The sequence below is a fragment of the Bacillus sp. AFS031507 genome (assembly GCF_002584635.1).
Lineage (GTDB): Bacteria > Bacillota > Bacilli > Bacillales > Cytobacillaceae > Neobacillus.
Genome location: NZ_NUOW01000013.1, coordinates 400,605 through 426,682 on the forward strand (window position 1 = coordinate 400,605; position 26,078 = coordinate 426,682).

The window sequence follows — 26,078 nt, forward strand, 5'->3', positions numbered from 1 at the left end:
AATGACCAACAAAAAAACACATCCCAAAGGAAGTGTTTTTTGATTTGCTTTTTTTACAGCATTGGATTTTCATTCTTTGCTTTGAGTCTCTGCCATCTTTTCTCAACTTCTGCCTCAAATTCTTCTAGCATTGGCTTGTTTTCATCTTTAAGTAGGTGTTTTGTTTTCCCCATATATTTTAACCAATCAGAAAGTGGAATTCGCTTGTTCTTCTCTTCTGGATTGTAAGTTATGGTTGTAACACCTTGTTCTACCTCATAAAGCGGGAAGAAGCAAGAATCTACAGCAGCTTCGATAATCTTTGCACCAAAACGGTCATCAGATTTCCAGTTTAGTGGGCATGTGATGAGAAGTTTTCCATATACTGTTCCAACATTTTGTGCGTACCATTGTGCTTTTGCACCTTTTTTAACTAAGTCCTGTGGAAAGGCTTCCGAACCAGTAAACACATAAGGAATATTGGTAGCAGCCATAATTTGCGGAGTATCCTTATGGTGGAAAGCTTTTCCTCGCTGTGCTTTTCCAACTCCTGATGTACTTGTCATATGACCCAGTGGTGTTGAATAAGACATTTGTGAACCTGTATTCATGTAGCCCTCATTATCATATTCAAGCATAATCAGTTTATGTCCGCGAAGAGCAGTACCAATCGCTGAACCCATACCAATATCCATACCACCATCACCAGTAATCATAACAAATGTGGCGTCATCCGATACTTCAATTTCGCCGCGTCGTTTTAATTCCATGAATGCTTCAACAGTACCTGAAAGCGTAGCGGCACCGTTTTGGAACAAATTGTGCATCATCGTTTGCTTATGGGAGGTGCTAGGATAAGATGTTGTTGTTACATAAGCGCATCCCGTTTGGAATAGAGTAACAATGTCTCCCTCAATCCCTTTAAAGAATAACTCGAGTCCAGCAAAAATTCCGCACCCTGGACATGCCCCGTGACCGGAGGCAATCCGTTTCGGTTTACCAGTTAAAGCACGTAACGGCGGGATTTTCACCTTTAATTTTTTGGTTTCTTCATCCATTTTCACATCAATTAAACCTGTTTTAAAAACATCCCCGTGCTGTGGCAAAATAACAGGCTTAAGGATTTTTTCAGGATTACCTGGAATATGACCATAGTAATCAAATGGCTTTTCAGCATAGCCTTTTTCATTTGCATCAAGTGCCATTTCAAAGAAAGCCTGCGCATCAGTTGCATAGAAATCCTTACCGCCGAGACCAAATACGCGGCTTAACACGATCGTCTGGTTGTCTTTGTCATCTTGAAGTGCAGATTTCACTTCATGTGTAAGGTTAGGACCATTTGCTCCGTAAGAATCCGCACGTTCCCCAACTAATAATGATTTTACATTCTTAAGGGCTTCACGAATTTCCTTTGCAGGGAATGGACGGATAATATTCGGGCTAATTACACCTGCATTAATTCCTTTTGCACGAAGTTGATCCACTACATCTTTAGCAGATTCTGCCGCAGAGTTTAATAGGAATAATGCTACATCTGCATCTTCCATTTTATATAAATCTAGAACTGGATATTCTCTTCCAGAAAGCTTAGCATATTCCGCAGCCACTTCCTTAAATACCTCACCAGCATTGTACATTGCTTCTGATTGTTGGTAGTGATTGTTAATGAAGTCATCACCACTCATATGAGCACCAATCGTTACTGGCTTCCTCAAGTCTCTAACAAAGTTGTAATCGGTTGGACATTCACCTACAAATTGCTGTACAACACTGCGGTCCTTAAAGAATTCCACTCGACGCTTTTGGTGGGATGTAAAGAAGCCATCATAAGCAACAATAACTGGTAAGCGAACCTTTGAATGTTCGGCAATTTTAAGCGCCATAATATTCATATCATATACAGCTTGCGGTGTTTTTGCTGTTAAGATTACCCAGCCAGTATTTAATGCATAATAGAGATCAGAGTGATCGCCACGAATATCAAGCGGACCACTGACGGCACGAGTAACTAGATTCATAACCATTGGAAAACGAGTCCCTGATTGGACAGGCATTTGTTCAAGCATATATAAGAATCCATTTGCACTGGTTGCATTGATAACACGTGCACCAGTTGCCGCAGCACCGTAGCAAATACCTGCTGAACCGTGCTCGCCATCTGCAGGAATCAGTTTAATATCATGCTCCCCGCGCGTTTTCATTTGATCTAAAAATTGAGCAACCTCTGTTGAAGGTGTAATTGGAAAATATCCCATAATATGATAATTGATTTGTGCTGCCGCCATAGCAGCCATTTCATTTCCAGATTCAAAAGTTGAAATTTGTTCTGCTACACCTTTTGTTGTTAATTTATCTTCTAAAATAGCCATTATTGGATTCCTCCTGCAATATAAGGAATGTTTTGCTTTACGCGGTTATTATCTGCATACCTAAGCATTTCACGAAGATCACCGAGTGCGTCGGTTGGGCAAGCTTCCACGCATTTCAGGCAGCCTTTACAGTATTGGTAATCAATACCTTGAAGGAACATTTGTTTTCTTCCACGCTTATCTTCTCCTTCTTCCCAAACGAAGCAAAAGTCAGGACAAACGTTGTCACATGCAGCACAGTGAATACATTTGTCTTGTTGGAACTCCGGAAGGAATCCTTGGCGTGAACCACTTAAATCTTTAAAAATACTATTTGCTTGAGAAACCATGACACCACCGATATCCTGAGTCAAGTATCCAAGCTGTGGAAGTGGACGTGTGAAGGCTTTTCCTTCAGCCTCCTCTGGCACTTTATATGTTTTAAATTGAACCTCATTATAACCGCGGTCAAAAGTGCGGATATTTGGTTCAACAAGATGCGGGTATTTCTTCGTAAACGTTTTCCGAATCACGTCTCTCATGGATTCAGGATCTAGAAAATCACAAATACGATATAATGCTCCGAGCATTGCCGTATTTACTTTAGTTTTTTCCTCTACGGCTATCTGTAGGGCATCAACAATCGCTAGTGTACCGTAATCTAATTGTAAATCCGTTTTAACTTCATCAAAATCCCTTGCTGTATTTACTAAGACTATACTATCAGCATTCAAACCGCTAACAACATCAACCGTTCTATATAAGGCTTCATGGAAAACACCAACAATATGTGGTTGTTCAATTGGACTATGATCTCTAATTTCTACATCTGGTTCACAAAAGCGAATGAAACTCTTTACTGGAGACCCTTTTTTCTCAGAGCCGTAGGATGAAAAATTGGATCCTTTCAAGCCAAGACTTAAAACACCAGCCTCCGCTAACATTTTTCCAGCTAAGTTAGCTCCCAGCCCCCCAATTGATTCAAGACGGATTTCAAAAAATCCTAATTCATTTTTTTTCGGTAAAATAGACATAATGTCCCTCCCTAACTTCGTTCAATAAACTAACACGAAATAGACATAAAAATTTAACTTCCCAAAAACTATTGTAAGACAACTATTTTTATTACGCTGTGATAAAAGTCAAACATAATGATAATTATTTTGAAACAGATAAAATTTTTATTGAATAAGCGTTATCATATATGACTTTAAAGAGCTTTCATAATTATATAACAGGTATATTTGTGTTATATAACAGATTAAAAAAAAATGATCTGCATCCATTTCCGGATACAGACCATTTCATTTTGTTTAAAGATCGTTAATAATAATATAGGAAGCTTTTACTGGCCCATGGACACCAACAACTAGATTCAATTCGATATCCGCAGAGTTACTTGGTCCGGTAATAAAATTGATGCAGGAAGCAACATGCCCCGTTTCCTTGTGAATCTCCCTCATCTTTTGAGCAGCTTGCGTAATCCGTGGAACTAAAGTGCTTTTCGGTACAAGTGCAATATAGGTTGCTGGTAAAAAGCTAATCGTTCTTCCTTTATTCTCATTGCTAAACAAAACCACCGTTCCGGATTCTGCAAGTGTTATTTCACTTATGGTAATCCCGACATTAGCCTTTTCCGCTTTCGCGATATTTTCTTTCCCTTTGGTGTGATTCCATTCATATACTTCCATTTTCCGGCTAGGCCATTCTTGCTTAAAGAGAGGATCCAGCCCCCACTGAGAAAAGCGCTCATCTTTCCAGGTTACAATTGGACCGCCACCATAGCCTGAAACCACTTTGTTAAGAGTAGTTGCTAAATCTTTGCTGTCTGTTACATAGAGGTTTGTATGGATTTTCTTACATTGTTCTGTTAATACCTCTAACAAATCGTCCTGAGTAGCATCCTTTAACACCTCATATTGGGGCTGGAATTTCCAAGTCGGCCTTTCAACCGCCGAGGAAATTCGTGGGCGTTCAAGGCGGTCGGCAATTTGATTTAAAAATTTATCCCGATTTTGAATCGTCCCTACCATGATTATTTGCCTCCTTTTTCACGGTTTTTAAACCAATCTCTGAATCGCTCTTTATTTGGTGCCGGAAACTCACGAATATCTGTCCAAGCCTTTAATGGACCTGGCCCTTTTGATATTTTCTCTCCAACCGTAAACGGGTTCAATGCAGCTGGTGCCATTTTCGAACCAAGCTTATACAAGAGTGGTGATGCTGCCCCTAAACCAAAAGCCTTCATTGCCAGTTTCTCGGAAATAGGTGCTTTTCCTTCTTTTTCGACAATGATTTCACGGTGTTTGTGGAGAAGGTTATGTAACGGTATTTTTACCGGACATACCTCAGTGCAAGCACCACATAGAGTTGATGCGTAAGGCAATTCTTTGAATTCGTCATATCCACCTAATAAAGGAGACAGAACCGCACCTATTGGGCCAGAATAGATCGAGCCGTAGGAGTGTCCGCCCACATGACGATACACTGGGCATACATTAATACAAGCAGCACAACGGATACATTGCAATACCGACTGGAATTCCCCGCCAAGAATGTTGGATCTGCCATTATCGACAATGACAAGGTGGAATTCCTCCGGACCATCCGTATCCAACGCTTCTTTGGGTCCTGTTAGCACGGTAATATAACTGGTTAATTTTTGCCCTACGGCGCTTCTCGTTAATAAACTAACAAGAACTTCCATCTCTTCAAAGGTAGGGACAAGTCTTTCCATACCCATAACGGTAATTTGTGTTTTTGGTAACGCGGTAACTAAATCAGCATTTCCTTCATTCGTCACTAAACTAAAAGACCCGGTCTCTGCCACTGCAAAGTTACATCCGGTTATACCAATATCGGCTGATAGGTATTCCTTCCTAAGCATTTCACGTGCATGCCAGGCTAATTCTTCTGGTTTTGAAGTTTTTTTATAACCAAGTTTTTCAGTAAACACGTCGCGAATTTGCTCTTTATTTTTATGCAGGGCCGGCACGACAATATGAGATGGCGGATCATGATCATCAACTTGAAGAATGTATTCACCTAGATCCGTTTCAATTACCTCACAGCCTTGTTGTTCCAGCATTGCATTTAAGCTGATTTCTTCTGTTACCATTGATTTGGATTTAACAATTTTCTTTGCTTCTTTTTTCTTAACTATTTCACGAATATAATCATTAGCTTCTTCCTTAGTCTGAGCAAAAAATACATGCCCACCCCGCTTAGCTACATTCTCACTTAATTGCTCTAAGTAATAATCTAAGTGCTCTAACACATGTTGACGGATTTCTTCTCCATGTGAGCGCCATTCTTCCCAGTTTCCTAATTCTTCTGTTGCAACACGCCTTTTTACGCCCATACCGTCCTGTGCTCCTGCAACGGCACCCCGCATGAAGTCATCATGGATCCCTTTATCAACACGTTCTTTAAACTGATCCGTGCTAATCTTCATTGACATACGACCATTCCTCCACTCAAGTAAATTTTATTAAGCAAGTAAATAACTATCCACGGCTATTTAATACCTCAGCAATATGCAGCACTTTGATTGGCTTTCCTACTCGATCTATCCGTCCACCGATATTCATTAAGCACGCTGCATCAGCACCGATAAGGTATTCAGCACCAGTTTCTTCAACATGGCGAACTTTTTCATCGACCATTTGCTCTGAGATTTGTGCCATTTTAACAGAAAAAGTTCCGCCGAAGCCACAGCATTGTTCCTTTCCAGGCAATTCAGTAAACTTAAGGCCTTTTACATTGCTTAATAGAATCATAGGAGCTTTTTTAACTCCTAACAATCTCGTCATGTGACAAGAGGTATGGTATGTTACACTTCCTTCAAAACGGGCACCAACATCTTCAATTTTCATGACATCTACAATAAATTGTGTAAGTTCAAATGACTTTTCCGCCAATTTTTTTGCTTTTGGTTCCCAAACAGGGTCGCCCTTAAATATATGTGGATATTCGTGGAACATTGTGATGCAGGAACCGGATGGAGATACTATGTACTCGGCATCTATAAAAGTATCAATCATACGCTTCATTGCTTCTTTTGATTCTTTAACATAACCACTATTATATGATGGCTGTCCACAGCATACTTGGGATTCTGGAAAATCTATCTCACATCCAAGCCTTTCAAGCAATTCCACTGTTGCTTTTCCTACATTACTTTGAAACATATCTACAATACATGTCGCAAAAAGTGTAACCTTCATGTTTGTCTTCCTCTCCTAAATATCTGTTTTTCGTCAAATCATACAGGTGAACTGGTCATCAGATGACTTGAATAAAAAATATATATTACTTAATCTCTACTTTACTACAATACAAAAAAACACGCTGTAAAGAAAGTGCTTTCAAGAAAAATTTTATTATTTAAAGGCTATTTTATACTTGGCTGTTGTTTTCCGCTTCAATCAACATAGTGCCAAAATCAACATTTAGCTTTAACAGCGCTATTAAAAAAACATGCGTTCCTAATAAATTGGAGCCACATGTTTTTAATAAATCACTTTGCCAAAATACTACCTAGATAAATTGGTGGATTGGAAATATTTTTGTAGTAGAGCCTCAACATTTTCTAAGTGAATAAGCATAAACTTGCTAGCCTTATCTACATCTTGCTCTTTTATTGCTTCATAAATAGCAATATGTTCATTATAAAGACGTTCTACCGTTGTTTGCTTAGAAAAAAGCCATACTCTTCTAGTTTCCTTCATTGTTTCTTCCATTAATCCAGAAACATGATTCATTAAGCTAAGCAGCAGTGGGTTCTGTGCTGCATCTGCCAAAGCAAGATGAAATTGTAAATCAGCTTTTTCACCGAGTTCCTCATCCCCATTTGCATGTTTCATTTCTTCCAATGCACTCTCCATAGTTATGAGCTGCTGATTGGTTCTCTTTTTAGCAGCTGCAGCTGCTGTACCTATTTCAATGATCTTACGAACCTCTAATAATTGAGCTATATCCTCTTTATTCATTAACATAGCTGTTGATAGTGGAAAGGTTATTTGATCTGTTTCAAACTCATTTACAAATGTACCTTCTCCTTGCTTCATTTCAATGAGGCCCATCGCTCTTAAAGAGGTTAATGCTTCGCGAATGGCAGACCTCCCCACTTGAAAATTTTCCGCCAGCTGTTGTACTGAATCCAGTTTTTCACCTGGTTTTACTTGACCCGTTCGAATCATTTCATAAATAGCTTCTGCTACTTCTTCATATATCTTCTTTGGTTTAATCTTTTTATAATTCACCCATCCAGCCCCTAACAACCATTTCGTAATTTGGACGCATCTTTATTATACATTTTTTTGATAGAACTGCATCTAACATCTACGCTATCTTAAATAATAAAGTTTTTTATCTTCTTTACCGTAAAAATAATAAAAAGTCATATTTTAAAAAAAAGATTGAATTTCTTCCAAATCGTCCATATAATTCATTTTAGCACCAAGAGACATCTAGTCATCAGATGACCATAAAGCTATTTGAAAGCGGTTGCTAAAATTAAGGAGGGTAGATACCATTTCTTGGGGGAAGAAAAAATCAAAAAAAGCTAATTTGGGGGGATTAAGCTATTATGACATTTACTCAAAATTTTACAGCAGTGGGAGATAATCTCGTGCTTTCCGCAGTTGTTGCACTAATTCCAATTCTATACTTCTTCTGGGCATTAGCAATTAAACGGATGAAAGGCTATCTTGCTGGATTATCAACTCTAGCCATTGCCTTAGTAATTGCAATTGTTGCCTATAAAATGCCAGCAGGGATGGCATTTATGTCTGCATCCCAAGGAGCTGTATATGGTATCCTACCAATTGGCTGGATTATCATTACTTCAGTATTCTTGTACAAACTTACTGTAAAGACAGGACAATTTGATATTATCAGAACTTCTGTTGTATCTATTACTGAGGATCGCCGTTTACAAGCACTATTGGTAGCGTTTTCCTTTGGTGCGTTCCTTGAAGGTGCAGCCGGTTTCGGAGCACCCGTCGCCATATCAGCGGCTCTTTTAGTCGGTTTAGGATTTAATCCTTTATATGCTGCTGGGCTTTGTCTAATTGCAAATACTGCGCCTGTCGCATTCGGAGCAATTGGTGCGCCAATCATTGCCATGGAAGGTCCAACTGGAGTTGCTGCTACTGAAATCTCAAAGATGGTGGGGCGCCAGTTGCCATTTCTATCTGTCTTTATCCCATTTTACTTAGTATTTATTATGGCAGGCTGGAAAAAAACAAAAGAAGTAATGCCAGCCATTCTTGTTTCGGGAGTTGCCTTTGCCGTGACACAGTTTTTTACTTCTAACTTTATGGGACCAGAGCTTCCAGATATCTTATCAGCACTTGTTTCATTATTCGCACTTGCCATCTTCTTAAAATTCTGGAAGCCAAAAACTATTTTCCATTTTTCTTCTGAACAAGAGCTTGCTGCTACATCAACCGCAAAGAAATTAAAAACCCAAGACGTAAAACATACGGGAGGGCAAATTTTCAAGGCATGGTCCCCTTTCTTATTGTTAACAGGAATCATAACTTTATGGGGTATGCCTACTATTAAACTAGCATTAACTGGTCATTATGAAGGTGCAAATGCTATCTTAAAAGCTATTAATTCCATCGGACATGCATTAACCTTTATTCCAAATGTACCATTAATCAATAATAAAATTATTAACAGTGCTGGTGCTCCAATTCCTGCCATTTATAAACTTGAGATTCTTGGTGCCGCAGGTACAGCAATTTTAATCGCTGCGTTCTTGACAAAATTCATTGTTGGTATCTCTTGGAAAAATTGGCTCGTTACATTTGGTGAAACCATTAATGAATTAAAGTATCCAGTTATTACAATTGCTGCTGTTGTTGGTTTTGCGTATGTCACGAATGCCTCTGGAATGAGCACTACTCTTGGAATGACTCTTGCCAAAACAGGTTCATTACTATTTCCGTTTTTCTCACCTTTCCTTGGCTGGCTTGGAGTGTTTATTACTGGTTCTGATACTTCTGCAAACTTATTATTCGGTAACCTGCAAAAAATCACAGCAACTTCCGTCGGAATGGACCCAGTACTTGCCCTTGCAGCTAACTCTTCAGGCGGGGTAACTGGAAAAATGATTTCACCACAATCTATTGCAGTTGCCTGTGCAGCTGTAGGATTAGCAGGAAAAGAATCCGAGTTATTCCGCTTCACTATTAAACATAGCTTTTTCCTTGTCATTATAGTAGGAATTCTTACCTTCCTACAAAACGGTGTATTATCTTGGATGATACCTTAACCTTTTCAACACATGAAAGCTCATGCCCAAGCGGCATGGGCTTTTTGATTGTTTGCTTCCTATCCTTTTGGTCTAAAATAAGTTATAATAATATATTGTTTTCATTTATGTAAAGGAGTTTTTTTATGAATGTTATTTGTTCTACTTTGAATGCTAAGTATATACATACTAACTTAGCGATTCGATATTTAAAGGCTTATGCAGCACCAGAATTCAATATACAGATTAAAGAATATACAATAAAGGACCCGGTCTTAAATATCGTAACAGATCTTTATCAACTGAATCCTGAAGTCATTGGATTTAGCTGTTATATATGGAACATCGAGGAAACCATTAAAGTTGTAAATTTGATAAAAAAAGTAGATCCATCGATAATTATTGTTCTAGGCGGCCCGGAAGTAACTTATGATACCCGTGAATGGATGGAGAAAATACCTGAGGTTGACTTTATTGTTATGGGTGAAGGAGAACAAACCTTTAAACAGCTTCTGGCTGAAATCCAAAAAAACCGTAACTATAAAAAAGTACCTGGTGTCGCCTTCCGTGATAATCAGCAAGTTGTCATTACTCCCCAAATGAATAAGCTAGACCTTAAGGAATTACCGTCACCCTATCGCTTCCCTGAAGATATCGCTCATTTAGGCAAAAGAGTCACCTATATTGAAACTAGTCGCGGTTGTCCATTTAGCTGCCAATTTTGTTTGTCGTCTATTGAAGTGGGTGTCCGTTATTTTGATCGTGAAAAAATTAAAGACGATATACTTTATTTAATGACTCATGGAGCAAAAACCATCAAATTTGTGGATCGAACATTTAATATTAGCAGGAGCTATGCTATGGAAATGTTCCGGTTCTTAATTGATGAACATCTTCCCGGTACCGTCTTTCAGTTTGAAATCACTGCAGATATTATGCGGCCTGAAGTAATTGAATTTCTCAACCAAGAAGCACCTAAGGGACTTTTCCGCTTTGAAATCGGAGTCCAATCAACTAATGACTTTACAAATGAACTTGTGATGCGCAAACAAAATTATTCAAAACTTTGTAGAACCGTCACAATGGTAAAGGAAGGTAAAAAAATTGATCAGCATCTTGATTTAATTGCTGGTTTACCAGAAGAAGATTACGCTTCTTTTCGAAAAACGTTTAATGATGTTTTTGAGTTACGTCCTGAAGAACTGCAGTTAGGTTTTTTAAAAATGCTTCGAGGAACAGGAGTCCGACTACGTTCTGCTGAACAAAAATATGTTTATATGGATCATTCTCCATATGAAATATTAAGTAATAACGTACTCTCATTTAATGATATCGTTAGAATCAAGCAAGTCGAGGATGTTTTGGAAAAGTATTGGAATGATCACCGGATGGATGAAACAGTTGAATTCTTAATAACAAATGTTTTTCCATCCCCTTTTGATTTCTTCCAACAGTTTGGTTCCTACTGGGAAAAACAAGGCTGGTCCAGAATTGGTCATCAGCTTGAGGATTTATTCCGCAGACTTCATGCGTTTTTGGGCCATCAAAAGGTTAATGACCTAGATGTAATAATAGGCCTGATGAAATATGATTATCTAAAGAACCATAAATATAAACCGAGAAAACCTTGGTGGGAAGCTAGCTTTGATAAGGAAAAGAGAACACAAATTTACAAACAAATTTCTGAACACCCTTCGATGTTAGGACCATCGTTTATTGATTTAGGCCTTGATGAAAAGGACTTATATAAACATACCATGTTGGAAGAAATATCCTTCGATTTAGCATTGTATCAAACAACTGGTAAGATTAATAAACAGCCTTCCAGTGTATTAGCTTATTTTGACCCCATGAAGGGCCGAACACTAATATTTTCATTTCTTGAGAACTAACTAAAGCCGGCATTGCCGGCTTATTTCTTTTTATTGTTTTTCTTCTCTTTTTGTGAGACCTGGAGAATATCATATAATTTTGTGCCGTTAACATCGCCAAATTCAATGCTGAATTCTTCAGTCGGAATACGGGGTGGAGTTTTACGGCGGCTTTTCATTAGCTTCTTCCCTTTTTTCCTAATTTTGAATTTCGATTTTGAAACCTTATAGCATTGTTATTATCGGTAAATTCCGCAGAAAATTCACTTTCCTGAACATTTTTATGTGGTGTTTTTGTATATTTTTCTACTGCATCAAATTCTGCTTTGCGCTTAGCCATGGAATAATCCTCCCTTAAAAATTAATCTTACTACCATAGTTTTGAACAAATATAGAGTTATCATTCCTTTCCTTATTTTTCATAAATAAAATCCCATGACTCGAAGAAAATAAGAAAAAACAGGAGTGATGCAAAAATGAAAAATGCGAAGAATACACAGTCTGCGGATCAGGTAAGCATGAATGAAACGATGCCACATCAAATTAATGCCCCAAGCTTTGAAGGTACTGGAATAAAGATGGAGCCTCCTTTTGTAAATAAACATGGTGTGACAATTGGTGATAGTATATACGCCTCTTCTAATTCACCATTAGAAACCTGGACAAAAGATACAGACCCCGCTATCATGGCTGGAGATGAATGGGTTCACCCTACAAACGATATCGGCTGGAACACAGCCGAAAATCGTGATTTATTAGAAAGTAAAAAGAAACCACAAGCTTACCCTTTTATGCATCCCACAAAAGATGTTAGTAAAGGAAGCGATTAATTTATAATTTGATCACACTCTGGGATATCCACCCAGAGTGTTTTTTTTAACATACACCTCTAAATAAACATTGATATAATAAAAGTGAGCATTTTTCGGAGGTGCAGACGTTGCTATTACCTGAGTTAGCAGAAAAAATAGTTAAAGAAGTGAGAAAATTAATCGGTGAAGATATTATTGTTGTTAACACAGACGGGTATATCATTGTTACAGACTTAGAACGTGTCAGGACCTTCCATGAAGGGGCATTGGTTACTGCACAAAAAAGCAAAAGCAGATTATTACAGAAGAAGATCAATTAAAGTTAACAGGTGTGAAAGCAGGGATTAATTTACCAATCTTCTTTCAACATGATGTAATTGGAGTTATTGGAATCACAGGTGAACCAGATAAAGTCACCCCTTTTGGTGAAGTGATCCGAAAAATGACGGAACTCCTCATAAGTAAAAATTATTATACTGAGCAGTTTGATTGGCACACGCGTGCTGTAGAATCATTCATTATGGATTGGGTTCAAGCTAAAGAATGGAACGACTCATTTTTAAGCAGAGCAAAGCTTTTATCTATCCAAGACGGCTTCTCCAGTCTATTAAAGGTGTAGAGTATGCAGAAAATGAAAGACGCCGACCGTTGCTGTGGTTCGGCAGGAATATATAATATTATTGAGTCAGAAATGTCGATGAAAATGCTTGATTACAAAATGGTACAAGCAAAAGACACACATGCAGCAACTATTGTTACTGCCAACCCTGGCTGCTTATTGCAAATGAAAGTTGGGATTGAAAAAGAAGGACTCTCTGAGAAAATGAGAGGTGTACACATCGTTGACCTGCTATTAGAAGCAGTTAAAAAATAATGAAAGAGGAGCCGAAGGGCTCTTTTTTTACAAGATAAGAAAGCATAAATTGCGACTTTGAAAATTGTCCAGCTCCAGCGCCCTAGCGGCTAGTGTCCTTCGCTCTCCGCCCTACGATAAGTCAACATCGAATCACCTTCGGCTCTTCGTGTTTCCTTTATCTCAGTTGGAGCGCTCCAGGCCATACGCCGCTGAACAGGGCGCTTGCGCTTTTCTTATTAAAATCCAAAACCGAAAAACATTACCACTTATAAATCACAAAAATAAATAAATAATACTTATACAGAGCTGAAATTATCTCTGTACCGAAAAGAAGGAGTTGAATAAAATGGCCAATAGCAGTAACAAGTTGTTAGTGCCTGGGATTGAACAATATTTAGACCAGGTAAAATACGAAATTGCCCAAGAATTCGGCGTTAATTTAGGTTCAGATACTGTTTCAAGAGCAAACGGGTCTGTAGGTGGCGAAATTACAAAACGCCTTGTTCAACAAGCCCAAGCACAAATTTCTGGACAATTCACTCAAAAATAATTTAATAAATATGGAAAAAAGTCCGGGATAATATATCCGGACTTTATTTATCCTTTTGATTGTGATTATATTTTTGGTAACTTTTCCCATTTTGTTTTTCGCTGTTTTTCTCTTTATACTTTTGGTTATATTCCCCTTGATGTTCTCCGATATTTCTGCCTTTCCCTTTTTGACTGTCTTTATCTTTATTTATTTCGTTGCTTTTTGATTTTTGATTTCCAGATGATTTTTCCCTTTGATTATTTTGCTTTTTGGGTTGTTGTTGTTTCTGTTTTAGTTGATCATCTTCGATCTTTTTTAACTGCCCAGGTGGTATGAATTTGCCGTTTAACCATATTTTTTCAGTTTGCTTTTTATTTCCTGCAATCCCATTGTTTTCGATGGCCTTATTTTCTGTTTGTTTTTTGAATTGACCTAAGGGATTTGTGTTAGCCGAACTTAAGGGTATAGCTTTCCTATCAATTTTTCTGCCCTTATCTTTTGTCTTCTCATTTTGATTAATAGAACCCTGAACTTTGTTTTTCTTGTATTTCCCAGTTGTGATACCAAGCTTATGAGCTTTTTTCCATTCACTTTTCGTAGCTTTTAAAACTGTAATTCCTAACTTTTGTTTGTTCACTGACGCCTTGATCTCATCAATATTCTCTTGAAGCTTTTTATCAATCTTAACTTCAGCCTCTTTTGTCCGGACCGTGGAAATAATAATGTTTTCCTTAGTATTCAAGTAGCCTTCTTTTTTCATTTCAGCCAAAATAGTTTGAGCTACTTTAGAAACATCCTCTTTTTCCCATTTATTCAATTGGGAAATAATCTCTTTTCCTTCTTTGTTATAACCAGTTACCTCTACAACCTGCATTTTTTTATTAATACTTAACTCAATACTTGGATTTACATCGATGGACATATAGGCATATGCCTTATTATTTTGATACATGGGAAAAAACGAACCGAGGAAGATAAATAATGCTGCCATTAGCGCCCAAACTGGTTTTAATTTAAAAACATTTTTTAATGTATTAAAATGATTCGTAGTTTTAACACTTTCAATCGGAAAAAAATGGATTTCTTCTCCAATTGCATATGGCTGATTTTGTCTCTTGGCATGCAAAAACTCACCTTCAGGGGTTAAAAGCGTTAGGAATGCATCATCTATTTCCATTACAACTCCCTTTTTCATGTTTCAAGCACCCCCTTTATGTAATCTTTCATAAAGATATAATCACCCGCTAAAATAAGTGCAATGGCAATAATATATTTCCTGTTCCGTTCAATTGTCTTTCTGCTGACATCTACCATTTTTTCTAATTGCTTAATGGGAAGACGCTTGTTCGTAAATAACAATTCTTTTAATTCCTGATTTTCTACTAACATTTTCGCTATTATAATGGCATTTTTTCGGGCGTCGAAGTGCTTAGGTGAATTCTCAACTAAGTCACTGAAACTTAAATCAAAGGTATTCAATAATTTTTGAAAGTGAAGGATTTCATCTTTCCTTAGTTGATCATCATTCTTTTTATTGTAGTCATCAAGTGAGAGCTCGTTAACAATGATTGTTCCTGCTGACTCTTCGTCTTTGGTATCATTAGTTAAATCAAAACTTAGGTGTTGATTTTTTGACTGTTTACGGATATAGTCAATAACTCTTCTTTTGATTATGACTTCGGAAAAACTCAATAAAGAACTTCCGCGCTCAGTTGAGTATTTCTCAATCGCTTCGTTAAATGCGATGAGACCAATGCTAAATTCATCATCGGTTTCATAGATATATCGTCTACATACTGAAGACACTGTTTTTGCAATAAATGGCTTATAAGCACTGATAATTTCGTCAAGTAGGTATTGCTCACCTTGTTGAATTAAGAGAACGGTTTCTTCCAAAGTTCTTTTTTTCTTTTTGGCCATAAACAATAAACTTAGCATTTGCTCACCTCTATTCGACCAATTATAACATAATGCTGTTATATTTGACTTTATGGGTGTAAAGCATTTAGAAAAAGATAGCACCAAGAATGCCTATCATTTCCTGTTTATTGTTTAGAGGATTATTGCCTTTTTCTTTTTACTACATAGTTACGTTTCTTCTGAACCAGTTTGTGGGGGTTATAATAAAAAAAATTTTCCCAATAAAAAGCTTCAAACCAGATATATCCTGATTTGAAGCTTTTTATTCGATCTTTTTTTTTCGAAGCTTTATAGACATTAAAAATTTTAATACAAAGCCAATTAGCAGCCCTGGAATTAAAAACAACATTGGTAAAAATATAGGGCCTGGGTGAACTTTTAGAATCGTGACTTTAGGTGACAGCATTAAACCCACAGTGACGAAGTACGCACCGAAGACAAATGGTAAAAATGTGTATTTTTCCTCTTTAGGCATGGCAGAACGATAACCATCCCACATGGAAAACATATAGACACATGGATAAAACATAAGCCATTGATAATTTAGAACCGCATGTGCCCTGTCAATTTCTCCTAAGAAGCTCAACATAATTCCCATATTAAAGTGACTTTTGGCATTGATCATTACTTCTAATGCAACGAACAATATTCCTTTGATATATTGACCCATTAACAATTGACTAAAACCAGGAAAAGCAATATTCCATAAAACAGCTTCGAGTTTGCTCATTTTTTTCATCGTACAATCCCGCTTCTCATGGCATATTTTTGTAAGCTAAAAAACACTTCAACTTAGCTTATCCAGATTATGTAAAAAAATAACAGAAAATCAATATTATTTCCCAACCTTAATTCTTTTTTAGAATGCGCAAGTAGTATTGGGCAAATTTGACCCAATCTCAGTGAACTAGTCTGAATTTTCTGTTTTATCAATCTGTAAAAAAGGGCAGGTATCAAACCTGCCACTTTTCTTAAGTCTCCTGATCCATTGGATTATAGAGTTTAACTGTTGGATTTTTCTCTTGAAACCAACGGAGAGCAAAGTCATTTTCAAACAAAAATACATAATGGTCATATCTGTCTTTAACTAGAAGAGAACGGGAACTCGATAAATTTTCATCGACGGTTTCACCCTCAACCCAACGAGCTATTTTCGACCCCATCCGTTCCATTAATACTTCTGCATTATACTCATTTCTCATTCGATGCTCAAAAACCTCAAACTGCAATTGACCAACTGCACCTAATAAATAGTCATCCGTTTTAATTGTTTTATAAAGTTGAATTGCTCCTTCTTGGACGAGCTGCTGAATTCCTTTATAAAATGATTTTTGCTTCATCACGTTTTTGGCAGAAACTCTGACATACAGTTCTGGTGTAAACTGAGGCAGTCTTTCATATTGAAAATCATCTTTTCCAGAAGTCAGTGTGTCGCCAATTTGGTAAGTGCCTGTATCGTATAAGCCTATAATATCTCCACTAACTGCCTCATCTACCGTATTTCGTTCTTCCGCCATAAACGATGTCGATTGAGAAAGCTTTATTTGTTTATTCAAACGCGGAATATTCACTGTCATTCCTCGCTCAAATTTCCCAGAACACACTCGTACAAAAGCAATCCTGTCTCGGTGTGCCGGATTCATATTTGCTTGAATTTTAAAGACAAAACCTGAAAATTGGTTCCCTAATGGATCAATTTCCCCAATGGATGAATTACGCGCCTTTGGGGGCGGAGCAAACTCTAGGTAAGACTCAAGAAATGTTTGGACACCAAAGGCAGTTAGCGCACTACCAAAGAAAACAGGTGTCAGGTTACCAGCTGCTACTTTTTCCGCTGAAAATTCATTTCCAGCCTCATTAAGCAACATGATTTCATCAAGTGTTTGATCATAAAGTCCCGACGTTTTTAGCGGGTGGTCCCCGGCTATTTCCCCGTCTTCATTTAATGGAATAAATCGTTCTTCCTCATCGACACGGAACTGTTCAACCCTATTGTTAAATCGATCATAAATTCCAAGGAACTCTTTCCCCATCCCAATCGGCCAGTTCATCGGATATGATTCAATGCCGAGAACCTCTTCTAATTCAGCCAAAAGTTCAAGTGGCGGCTTGCCTTGGCGATCAAGTTTATTCATAAATGTAAAAATTGGAATACCACGCATCCGGCATACTTTAAAAAGCTTGAGTGTTTGTGCCTCAATCCCTTTTGCAGCATCTACGATCATCACAGCACTATCTACAGCCATCAAAGTACGGTACGTATCTTCACTGAAATCCTGGTGGCCAGGAGTATCCAAAATATTGACACGGAATCCATCATAGTCAAATTGCATTACACTGGAGGTTACCGATATTCCCCGCTGCTTTTCAATTTCCATCCAATCACTTGTAGCAAACTTTCCCGTTTTTTTCGCTTTTACAGTGCCCGCATCACGAATGGCACCGCCGAATAATAATAATTTTTCAGTTAGCGTGGTTTTACCGGCATCAGGGTGGGAAATAATTGCAAATGTCCGGCGTGACAATACATCTTCTTTAAAATTGTTACCCATTTCGTTTTCCTCTCTTTTGACAATAAAAATTTTTGTCCATAACCTCAATCTTATCTCTGAAACGCTAACTTTGCAATATTTCAATTGAATCAGCATCGATTATTTCTTTAATCCCGTATTCAGAAAGAATATAATGAAGGTACGCGGAAATCATTGTATTAAGGACCGTTCATACATAATCACAACGGAGGTAACGGGAAATGAATATTATAAAAATTGATCAGCAGACCATAAATTTATTGCATAAAGCCTTTGATATTGTTTTAAAGGAGAATAACATTTCTTATAAAAAAATTGGAATTGCTGAGGAAGGCGAACAGCTATTATTTTTGTATGAAGGAAAAGATGAAAAAGTTCATGTTTTTAAATGGAGTAAAGCATCGAGTATAGGTGCAAGCATTGGTGTGATTGCTCAGAGTGTATTGATGCCAATTATTCCACATCTACGTCTATTATCCTAATCTTTATTAAAGACACCACACTATTCAAAAAAGTGCTGGTGTTTTTTTCATTACGACACAAGAGTTTCCCAACGATTCCCACATCCATTTTTCTGGAAATGCCTTTATAATAGAGTAGTATTCTGTTGAAGGAGATGAAGGCATTGAATCAAAGTATACGAAAAATTTCAAAGTTTATTCCGCTAATTGCAGCGTTTATATTAGTTATTGCAGGAACGATCTGGGTCGTCCAGACCACAAATAATGAAGTCGCTATTCCCTTCTCTTCTGTTGAGAAAACCATTCAAGATCAACAAGGAAAAGTAGTTAAACTAATTGAAAAACCTGATGGGAGCCTATATATTCAAACAAGGGAAGGCGAATTTATTTCCCATGTTCCTCCCAATAGTCAAATGTTAGACAAACTGGTTGGAAAATATAATATCGAATACTCATACTCCACTAGCAGTAAATATGGAAAGTGGATTTTGGGTGGTGTTATTCTTCTTCTGGCTGGAGCAGCATACGCTCTTCAAAAAACAAAGGGCAGCCTCGGATTAAATAATTCAATGAAAAATAGTGTCGCCAATTCTCGCGCACTTCCTTCTATTAGCTTAAAAGATGTAGGTGGCCTTGGAGACGAAATGAAGGAAGAAATATTACAAACACTTACTACCCTAAAAGAACCGGAACGAGCAACAAAATTAGGAATTAAACCACCGAAAGGCATACTGTTGTACGGACCTCCTGGAACTGGTAAAACCTTACTTGCACAAGCAATTGCTCGTGAAATCAATGCTTCATTTTTTACAGCCAGTGGTTCAGCTTTTAATGAAATGTTCATTGGTGTAGGGGCCAGTCGGGTCCGTTCCTTGTTTAAAACGGCTAGAAAGCAAAGTCCAGCTGTTATTTTCATCGATGAAGTAGATGCTCTAGCTGCTAAAAGAAAGGCACATGGTGGCGAGGAAGCAGAAAAAACATTAACTGAATTACTTGTACAGCTTGATGGCGGACATTCAAATGATGGAATTCTATTTATTGCTGCAACCAATAGAAAAGACTTGCTTGATGAAGCCTTTCTGCGACCAGGAAGAATCGACTTCTCCTTTCATGTACCGCTGCCTGACACAAAAGGCAGAAGAGAAATCATTGGTATTCATGCTAAAGGTAAGTCTTTTGCTAAAGATGTACTTTCAAAATTAGATGAATTAGCAGAAAGCACCTCTGGTTTTTCAGGTGCAGAGCTTCAGTCCCTTTTTGAAACGGCAAGTAGGAGAGCAGTTCGAAATGGGCAGGATATGATTAAGAAGCATGATCTTGACTATGCCCTTGATAGAACCATCTTAGGGAGTACTTCCCGTTCATTACAAGACCTTGAAACAAAGCGGAGGGTTGCCATACATGAAGCAGGTCATGCCATTGTGGCATCACTAACGAAGCCAGGTTCTGTTAGAAAAGCAACCATTATCCCTCGCGGTGAGGCGTTGGGTTATGTTGCACCCATTCCAAAGGAACTACACTTGTCGACAACCAGTGACTTACTAGAGCGTGTGGCAATGGTATTAGCCGGCGGAGTTGCCGAAAGAATGCATTTGGGTGAACACAGTATCGGAGTTGGTGGAGACGTGCAGCAGGCAAAACAAATCATTGAACAAATGGTGGATACCGGAATGCTTCAAGAAGGATTCCAGTTGACCTTCAATAAACAAGATAAAGAAGAAAAAATGCAAGAACTATTTAGAAAAGCATTAGAAAAAGCAGAAAACCTCATTAATAGTCATCATAATCAGTATCAGCAATTAGTCGAGGCTTTATTAAAGAAAGAAACCCTTGAAGGCTCTGAAATCGAGGATATTGTATGGGGAACGCAGACTAATTTAAATGAAAACATTGTTTAATATAGTAGTAGAAAACCAGGTGCTCATACGCCTGGTTTTTGTTTTTATTTGTGATTTATTATCTCATGGTTTTTTTATTTTTGTGGAACACTAAGGATGGTCTTTTAAAAAAGGAAGTGGACAGGTTGTTAAGTAAAAAGAAGATTTTTGAAAAAGAGCAGCAAAAATATAATGTCAAAGCTAGAGATTTCCTCGGCGATCAGCAAAAAACACAAGGCTTACTAAACAAAGCAATAAAAATGGCAAATGAGAAAAAACAAAACTTAGAAGAAGTTTGGGAAAAATTGCAATTATTTTTTGATCTGGTTAAATCTTATTCGAAGGGTGAATATAAAAATGTCTCTCCCAGTACAATTCTTACCGTTGTCGGAACCCTGCTTTATTTTGTTTCACCACTTGATTTAGTACCAGATTTTATCATCGGGCTTGGCATATTGGATGACGCCGCCTTGATTGGCTTTACCGTAAAAAAAATTTCCAGCGAATTAGATGCATTTAGTAAATGGAAACGAGCCAATATATTTGCACAAGAGAACCCGCTTGATTAACCAAGCGGGTTCACCTTTTTAAATTCTTATCTAAAACAAGCTGCACCTACAATAATCAAGAGGATAAATAATACTACGATTAAAGCGAACCCGCCGCCGTAGCCACAGCCACCACCATAACCATATCCACATCCATATCCACCATATCCAAACATTTTCATGACCTCCTTTTTATATAAATAGAAAACTTAGTAGCACCATGAAGCCCCAATAATGATTAACAAAATAAATAAAACGACTAGTAGGGCAAATCCGCCGCCGTAGCCACCAGCTGCACCAGACATTTACATTACCTCCTTTTCTGATTTCCATATATCCTATTCACATGGATAAAAATGTGCGATAGACACATATCCAAATTACCCAGTTTTGAAAAAAAAGAAGAAGCCCATTCTTAACAACAAAAAGCAATTATCAAAATAGAAAAGTATGATCTAGCTGAATTCATTTTAATAAAATTCTCTTTGTTTAGTTGACAATTGCCACTGTTTTTCATAACATGTTCACAAATATATATAGATTGGAGTCCCAAACTTGAGGAATGCCGCAACCCTTTTGTTTCTGATTTTCATGGTATCTTATCGATTGATGACACGGTTAAGCTTAAAGGATAAACAACACTCTCCCTTGAAAATTGGCCATAGAGGTGCAGCTGGATACTGCCCTGAGAATACATTTGCATCTTTTAAGAAAGCCGTAGACTTAGGTGTAGATTACCTTGAAATCGATGTCCAAATGACAAAAGACGGTGAATTGGTCGTGATTCATGATTCAACCGTTAACAGGACAACGAATGGGAAAGGGAAGGTAAAGGACCTCACCTTGAAAGAAATTCAAAACCTTGATGCAGGAAGTTGGTTCCATAGTAAATTTGCTGGTGAGAAGATCCCTTCCCTCGCTGAGTTTTTCGATGAGTTTGCAGGAAAAATTGGTATTTTACTTGAATTAAAAAAACCCTCACTTTACCCGCAAATTGTAGAAAAGACTGTCGAAGAACTAATCAAAAGAAATTTAACATCAGGAGAAAATCATATAATTATTCAATCATTTGATCGTGGTTCACTTAAACGTTTTCATGAACTGCTTCCTTCCATCCCGATTGGAGTTTTAGTAAAGAATTCGGGTGTAAATATTATTTCAAATAAAGATTTAAGGTCTTTTGCAAGTTATGTTTCTTATGTAAATCCTAAAATAACCATGGTTAATAAAAGGCTTATTAAAAGAATTCATCAACATGGATTAAAAACGATTATATGGACAGCGAAAAAAAAGCATGAGGTAAATACTTTAAAAAATCTACATGTCGAAGGTATTATTACTGACTTTCCAGATTTGTGTTAAGAAAATCGATTAGGGTCTGGGTCTATATTTTATTTCCTGATTAGACCCTAATCTGCTCATTTTATTAACATTTCGGTTCAACAATGGGCAGTTCCCGATTAACTAATCTCGGGGATAAAGGTTGAATACTGCAAAAACAAGATAGATCAACTAAAATACAGTTATTCGTTTTTATTAATGAAAATACTTCGTCACAAAGGTCTACTGGAAAACCATCTATATCTACAGGCAAAAGCAGCGATAGCTTTGCACAGCAATGCCATGAATCAAGTTTTTCTAATCTGAATACTTGAGTAGTAAAAAATAGACCACTCTTCGTTTTCCCCAATACCTCAAATGGACATTTACTATTAGAAAGGACAAAGGGAATGGTATCAAACCCAATTTCATCGCATACAAATTGAAAACCTTCAAAGGATAATCTTTGTTGTTCATCAAGCAACTGTTCCATTTCATTACATAAACAATGCTCCTCGCACCGTCCTTTTTCCATGTCTTTCCCTCCTTCCGTCCCGTTGAACAATCCACTTATTTTAAAATATTCTATTCAGCAATTGTGGTATAGGCAACTTTCTTACGGAAAACGGGTAAATGACTAATTATTTCTAGATAGGTTCTTACCCGTTTATGTTTATTTGGGTAAAGAAACATAAAACTGGCTGCAAAGTTTGAAACAAAAAAAAGCAGCTTACATTTTGTAAGCTGGCTAAAATTTAAAAGAAAATAATATAAAGAATTAATGCCAAAACAATACGATAAATTGCAAACGGCAAAAGTTTAATTTTGTTAATTAGCTTTAAGAAAAAGCGGATGGATAATAACGCAAAAATAAAGGCACTAATAAATCCTGCAATAAAGAATGGCAAGGCATCAATCGTCATATATTCCCAGTTTTTTAATAAGGAGAGTAAACTTGCACCTGCCATAATTGGCACAGCCATGATAAAGGTAAAATCCGCTGCAGCACGGTGACTCATTCCCAGTAATACGCCACCTGAGATAGTTGATCCGGAACGAGAAAATCCAGGCCATAAGGATAAACATTGAAATAAACCAACAGCCAAAGCTTGTCCATAGGAAATCTGATCAACTGTTTGTGTTTTCGGATGTTTTGGACCAATAATATCTGCAAGAATCATTAATATAGCACCAATTACTAAACCAATTAAAACCGTTGCGGTTGAAAATAAGTGGTCATCAATATAGTCATTGAAGAGAACGCCTAGAACACCTGCAGGAATTAATCCCACAATAACTTGTGTTAATTTAAGACGGCCTTGCTCGTTAACAACTTTCTTATTGAAGCGGCCTAGACCTAATAAATCGATGAAGCGGTCCTTAAAGGTGACGACAACCGCAAGAATCGAACCAAGTTGAATAACAATTTTAAACGTGTTGGCTCCATGCTGCGTCAAAAACTTTTCAGATTGCAACCACATATCATCAACGATAATCATGTGCCCTGTGGAGGAAACTGGTGCAAATTCTGTTAAACCTTCTACTAATCCAAGGATAATGGCTTTAATAAAAATTAGTAATTCCATGTTATGATTTACTCCTAACCTATTGCGACAGTATCGTAAGTCATGATGATTTACAACCTATTTATTCTACTCATTAACTAACTACTTTGCAATATTTTTTTTATTTTTACCCCTCGTTATTAATAACGACGTAATTCATGTAATAGTTTCATTTATTTACTTTTTTCCACAAACAAAAATGTGGCCCGCTAAATTACATGGCCACATCAGACAATTTCCTCTACAGCATTTAATTATTGTTTGCCGTTGATGATTCTCATGACATGTCCATTAAATTTCTTTTTATAGTAACCACTCGTTAAATCTGCAATCGCAATCCCCGTCGAACTTTGTGAACCAATGAATTTACCTCCACCAAGATATATCCCCACGTGTCCGTCTATTTTATAAGTATCAAAGAATACAAGGTCCCCAGGTCGTGCTTCACTCCTTGATACTCTGATTCCAGTATTTTTCAAAATATCGGTATGGGCACCAACTTTAATCCCTGCCTGTCTGAACGCCCATGCAACAAATCCAGAACAATCAAATCTTCCATTGGCAACATCATAAGAATTTCTTCCCCCGCCAAAAACATAAACAGAGTTCCCTATGTACTTATCACCTGCGTGGATGACAATATTAAGCGCTTCATTTGTGGTAGTTGGTATCGAAACATTAATATTAACAGGTTCGGTATTCTCATCCTTAGAGGTATCACTTTTTATTTGTGCTTCCTTTGATGCAAGCGTACCATCTTGCATTTGTAAATCTGCCATTACAGTAAGTTTTTCTTGCTTTTACACCCCTGCCTTCTTAATTCCAATAAAGCAAACCTGTATCATCCTATTTTCTCTTAAATAGAAGTATAACTTCTAAATTTGTCAACTAGGTAATAATAATATTACATTAACATTTCATCGGTAACTTTTGGAAAGGATTTAACAAAGTGTTCATTCTTAGCTAAACTCTAAAGTCCAACGAAAATAAAAGAACCACAATCTCTTGTTTCTTAATGAAAAGAGATTGTGGTTCTAATATAGAATAAAATTTACCTATGTGGATCCTCAAAGTTTATTATTCTCCTTAGAAGGTAAAAATAATTATTGCGGTTTAATGAATTCTTTAAAGCTGGATTTGCTTCTGTCAACAAGATTCAAATGAGAATCTTTTGCAAATTCAACATATTCCTTCCTTACTTGGAGCCATGCATTTCGGCGTTCACGTCCATAAGCTACACTAGATTCTGCACTTTTTTCGATATTATCTTCCATTTGTTCAACAACATGAAAGATAGACTTAATTGGTGTAAGAGCGAGGTTCTCTAATTGTCCTGAAACCTCTACAAATTGTTTCTTAAGTTCTTCAGTTTCGGGTATTGGTAACACCTCGTCCTTGACATCTTCTTTACCGAATGGTAATTGATGAATCAGTTCTGAGACTATTTCCTTGTTAGTTGTTTTCGACTGTTGATACAAATTTGAAACGGATTTCCTAAATTGCTTATTAAATTTGATGACTTCCTTTAATACATTAATATATGCATCCTCACCATTTTCCCGTAACTGTTCTGCACGTTCACGTGATAGCTCGAATTGATCCCAAAATGTGTTAACAAATGAACCTACGGCTACCGATTCCTCTACTGCTTGATTAATTGTTTCTACTGCAGATAGAACCGTTTCATTTTTCTTCTGTGCCATCGTCATTCCTCCTCTGTCTATTATTGACTTTCTCTATGGAATCCTTCTTATGAAATGAAGGCATATAGAGCTCAAAGAAACTGGAATACATTTTGAAAAATTGATCCAATAACGATTGGTAGGATTCTAGTTGATTGGCATATCCCTTTAAGTATTTAATCCCGGCATTAGTTATGGAGTACCTTCTTTTAGCAGGACCACTCCCGTTAGTATCCCATTCAGATGATAACAGCTCGTCCTTTTCAAGTTGTCTTAACAACCTGTATAAATTTCCCTGATCAAGTGTCTTAAACCCGAATGCCTCTAGCTTCTGGCTAAGCTCATATCCATGAAGAGAAACCTTACTAAGAAGTAATAAAATAAATGGTAGCACAAAATTTTTTGAAGCATTAATTGATTGATTGTCTTGATTCACCATATCTTAATCACCTCACTCTATATGTATTTTACACTTATGGGTAATATTTTGTCAACATAGTAAATAAATATGA

The 26,078-nt window shown here is 37.1% G+C and carries 27 protein-coding genes and 2 pseudogenes; 10 read left to right on the plus strand and 19 right to left on the minus strand.

The window, feature by feature from the left end:
• Nucleotides 1-53: 53 nt before the first annotated feature.
• From COE25_RS14565 to COE25_RS14590, 6 genes are all read right to left on the minus strand, one after another.
• Nucleotides 54-2,348: a transketolase C-terminal domain-containing protein gene (locus COE25_RS14565; RefSeq protein WP_098933106.1), complete on the minus strand. Its 2,295-nt coding sequence runs from the start codon at nucleotides 2,346-2,348 to the stop codon at nucleotides 54-56.
• Nucleotides 2,348-3,361: a 2-oxoacid:acceptor oxidoreductase family protein gene (locus COE25_RS14570; RefSeq protein WP_098933107.1), complete on the minus strand. Its 1,014-nt coding sequence runs from the start codon at nucleotides 3,359-3,361 to the stop codon at nucleotides 2,348-2,350. Before COE25_RS14570 ends, COE25_RS14565 begins: the two co-directional genes overlap by 1 nt.
• Before the next feature lie 279 nt (nucleotides 3,362-3,640).
• The gene (locus COE25_RS14575; RefSeq protein WP_088086191.1) at nucleotides 3,641-4,360 is read right to left on the minus strand and encodes a LutC/YkgG family protein; all 720 of its coding nucleotides are present in this window, start codon (nucleotides 4,358-4,360) and stop codon (nucleotides 3,641-3,643) included.
• A 2-nt stretch (nucleotides 4,361-4,362) separates the two neighbouring features.
• Complete coding sequence (locus COE25_RS14580) at nucleotides 4,363-5,787, minus strand: LutB/LldF family L-lactate oxidation iron-sulfur protein (RefSeq protein WP_098933108.1); 1,425 nt, start codon at nucleotides 5,785-5,787, stop codon at nucleotides 4,363-4,365.
• Between the two features lie 46 nt (nucleotides 5,788-5,833).
• Nucleotides 5,834-6,553 (minus strand): (Fe-S)-binding protein, encoded by a 720-nt coding sequence (locus COE25_RS14585; RefSeq protein ID WP_098933109.1) that lies wholly within the window; start codon nucleotides 6,551-6,553, stop codon nucleotides 5,834-5,836.
• A gap of 309 nt (nucleotides 6,554-6,862) precedes the next feature.
• Complete coding sequence (locus COE25_RS14590) at nucleotides 6,863-7,591, minus strand: FadR/GntR family transcriptional regulator (protein ID WP_088086188.1); 729 nt, start codon at nucleotides 7,589-7,591, stop codon at nucleotides 6,863-6,865.
• Between the two features lie 326 nt (nucleotides 7,592-7,917).
• Between COE25_RS14590 and COE25_RS14595 the strand changes: the two genes are divergently transcribed.
• Complete coding sequence (locus COE25_RS14595) at nucleotides 7,918-9,612, plus strand: L-lactate permease (protein ID WP_098933110.1); 1,695 nt, start codon at nucleotides 7,918-7,920, stop codon at nucleotides 9,610-9,612.
• A 125-nt stretch (nucleotides 9,613-9,737) separates the two neighbouring features.
• Nucleotides 9,738-11,483, plus strand: a complete 1,746-nt coding sequence (locus tag COE25_RS14600; RefSeq protein WP_098933111.1) for a B12-binding domain-containing radical SAM protein — start codon at nucleotides 9,738-9,740, stop codon at nucleotides 11,481-11,483.
• A 20-nt stretch (nucleotides 11,484-11,503) separates the two neighbouring features.
• On the opposite strand, the gene COE25_RS30755 is transcribed toward COE25_RS14600, so the two are convergent.
• Nucleotides 11,504-11,641, minus strand: a complete 138-nt coding sequence (locus COE25_RS30755) for a hypothetical protein (protein ID WP_168242602.1) — start codon at nucleotides 11,639-11,641, stop codon at nucleotides 11,504-11,506.
• Nucleotides 11,641-11,802 carry a hypothetical protein gene (locus tag COE25_RS30760; protein ID WP_166257651.1) on the minus strand — a complete coding sequence of 54 codons (162 nt, stop codon included), beginning with the start codon at nucleotides 11,800-11,802 and terminating at the stop codon, nucleotides 11,641-11,643. The genes COE25_RS30755 and COE25_RS30760 overlap by 1 nt, the downstream gene beginning before the upstream one ends.
• A gap of 136 nt (nucleotides 11,803-11,938) precedes the next feature.
• Here COE25_RS30760 and COE25_RS14605 point away from each other — a divergent pair, with 136 nt between their 5' ends.
• From COE25_RS14605 to COE25_RS14620, 4 genes and pseudogenes are all read left to right on the plus strand, one after another.
• The gene (locus COE25_RS14605; RefSeq protein WP_088086185.1) at nucleotides 11,939-12,292 is read left to right on the plus strand and encodes a DUF3905 domain-containing protein; all 354 of its coding nucleotides are present in this window, start codon (nucleotides 11,939-11,941) and stop codon (nucleotides 12,290-12,292) included.
• Between the two features lie 149 nt (nucleotides 12,293-12,441).
• Nucleotides 12,442-12,893, plus strand: a pseudogene (locus tag COE25_RS14610) (sugar diacid recognition domain-containing protein).
• Nucleotides 12,860-13,148: pseudogene (locus COE25_RS14615) on the plus strand (heterodisulfide reductase-related iron-sulfur binding cluster); the annotation flags it as partial. The pseudogenes COE25_RS14610 and COE25_RS14615, both read left to right, overlap by 34 nt.
• A 328-nt stretch (nucleotides 13,149-13,476) precedes the next feature.
• Nucleotides 13,477-13,680, plus strand: coding sequence for an alpha/beta-type small acid-soluble spore protein (locus tag COE25_RS14620; RefSeq protein ID WP_088086184.1), 204 nt, complete (start codon nucleotides 13,477-13,479; stop codon nucleotides 13,678-13,680).
• 43 nt (nucleotides 13,681-13,723) lie between these two features.
• On the opposite strand, the gene COE25_RS14625 is transcribed toward COE25_RS14620, so the two are convergent.
• The 4 genes from COE25_RS14625 to COE25_RS14640 all read right to left on the minus strand — a co-directional run bounded on the left by COE25_RS14625 (nucleotide 13,724) and on the right by COE25_RS14640 (nucleotide 18,134).
• On the minus strand, nucleotides 13,724-14,857 hold the full coding sequence (locus COE25_RS14625) for an anti-sigma factor domain-containing protein (RefSeq protein WP_098933112.1): 1,134 nt from the start codon (nucleotides 14,855-14,857) through the stop codon (nucleotides 13,724-13,726).
• On the minus strand, nucleotides 14,854-15,600 hold the full coding sequence (sigI, locus tag COE25_RS14630; protein WP_098933113.1) for an RNA polymerase sigma factor SigI: 747 nt from the start codon (nucleotides 15,598-15,600) through the stop codon (nucleotides 14,854-14,856). The genes COE25_RS14625 and sigI overlap by 4 nt, the downstream gene beginning before the upstream one ends.
• A 244-nt stretch (nucleotides 15,601-15,844) precedes the next feature.
• Nucleotides 15,845-16,321 carry a hypothetical protein gene (locus COE25_RS14635; protein WP_098933114.1) on the minus strand — a complete coding sequence of 159 codons (477 nt, stop codon included), beginning with the start codon at nucleotides 16,319-16,321 and terminating at the stop codon, nucleotides 15,845-15,847.
• A 232-nt stretch (nucleotides 16,322-16,553) separates the two neighbouring features.
• A complete protein-coding gene (locus COE25_RS14640; RefSeq protein WP_098933115.1) occupies nucleotides 16,554-18,134 on the minus strand; it encodes a peptide chain release factor 3 in 1,581 nt (526 codons plus the stop codon).
• Nucleotides 18,135-18,334: 200 nt separating this feature from the next.
• Between COE25_RS14640 and COE25_RS14645 the strand changes: the two genes are divergently transcribed.
• From COE25_RS14645 to COE25_RS14655, 3 genes are all read left to right on the plus strand, one after another.
• The gene (locus COE25_RS14645; RefSeq protein ID WP_098933116.1) at nucleotides 18,335-18,595 is read left to right on the plus strand and encodes a hypothetical protein; all 261 of its coding nucleotides are present in this window, start codon (nucleotides 18,335-18,337) and stop codon (nucleotides 18,593-18,595) included.
• Nucleotides 18,596-18,738: 143 nt separating this feature from the next.
• Nucleotides 18,739-20,472 carry an AAA family ATPase gene (locus tag COE25_RS14650; protein ID WP_257208834.1) on the plus strand — a complete coding sequence of 578 codons (1,734 nt, stop codon included), beginning with the start codon at nucleotides 18,739-18,741 and terminating at the stop codon, nucleotides 20,470-20,472.
• A gap of 125 nt (nucleotides 20,473-20,597) precedes the next feature.
• A complete protein-coding gene (locus tag COE25_RS14655; RefSeq protein WP_257208835.1) occupies nucleotides 20,598-21,020 on the plus strand; it encodes a YkvA family protein in 423 nt (140 codons plus the stop codon).
• A 26-nt stretch (nucleotides 21,021-21,046) separates the two neighbouring features.
• Here the strand turns inward: COE25_RS14655 and COE25_RS14660 are convergent, their stop codons facing one another.
• Together COE25_RS14660 and COE25_RS14665 are read right to left on the minus strand one after the other, a co-directional pair.
• Nucleotides 21,047-21,175 (minus strand): YjcZ family sporulation protein, encoded by a 129-nt coding sequence (locus COE25_RS14660; protein WP_142354475.1) that lies wholly within the window; start codon nucleotides 21,173-21,175, stop codon nucleotides 21,047-21,049.
• 33 nt (nucleotides 21,176-21,208) lie between these two features.
• Nucleotides 21,209-21,304, minus strand: coding sequence for a YjcZ family sporulation protein (locus COE25_RS14665; RefSeq protein WP_026566235.1), 96 nt, complete (start codon nucleotides 21,302-21,304; stop codon nucleotides 21,209-21,211).
• A gap of 250 nt (nucleotides 21,305-21,554) precedes the next feature.
• Between COE25_RS14665 and COE25_RS14670 the strand changes: the two genes are divergently transcribed.
• On the plus strand, nucleotides 21,555-22,361 hold the full coding sequence (locus COE25_RS14670; RefSeq protein ID WP_098933118.1) for a glycerophosphodiester phosphodiesterase: 807 nt from the start codon (nucleotides 21,555-21,557) through the stop codon (nucleotides 22,359-22,361).
• Nucleotides 22,362-22,425: 64 nt separating this feature from the next.
• On the opposite strand, the gene COE25_RS14675 is transcribed toward COE25_RS14670, so the two are convergent.
• The 5 genes from COE25_RS14675 to phaQ form a co-directional block, all read right to left on the minus strand.
• Nucleotides 22,426-22,854 (minus strand): CotY/CotZ family spore coat protein, encoded by a 429-nt coding sequence (locus tag COE25_RS14675; protein WP_098933119.1) that lies wholly within the window; start codon nucleotides 22,852-22,854, stop codon nucleotides 22,426-22,428.
• A 220-nt stretch (nucleotides 22,855-23,074) separates the two neighbouring features.
• Nucleotides 23,075-23,905, minus strand: a complete 831-nt coding sequence (locus COE25_RS14680) for an undecaprenyl-diphosphate phosphatase (protein ID WP_088086175.1) — start codon at nucleotides 23,903-23,905, stop codon at nucleotides 23,075-23,077.
• 233 nt (nucleotides 23,906-24,138) lie between these two features.
• Complete coding sequence (locus tag COE25_RS14685; RefSeq protein ID WP_306298925.1) at nucleotides 24,139-24,648, minus strand: C40 family peptidase; 510 nt, start codon at nucleotides 24,646-24,648, stop codon at nucleotides 24,139-24,141.
• A gap of 339 nt (nucleotides 24,649-24,987) precedes the next feature.
• Nucleotides 24,988-25,587 carry a hypothetical protein gene (locus COE25_RS14690; RefSeq protein ID WP_179195747.1) on the minus strand — a complete coding sequence of 200 codons (600 nt, stop codon included), beginning with the start codon at nucleotides 25,585-25,587 and terminating at the stop codon, nucleotides 24,988-24,990.
• Nucleotides 25,568-26,005: a poly-beta-hydroxybutyrate-responsive repressor gene (gene phaQ / locus COE25_RS14695; protein ID WP_088086172.1), complete on the minus strand. Its 438-nt coding sequence runs from the start codon at nucleotides 26,003-26,005 to the stop codon at nucleotides 25,568-25,570. Before phaQ ends, COE25_RS14690 begins: the two co-directional genes overlap by 20 nt.
• Nucleotides 26,006-26,078 lie beyond the last annotated feature (73 nt).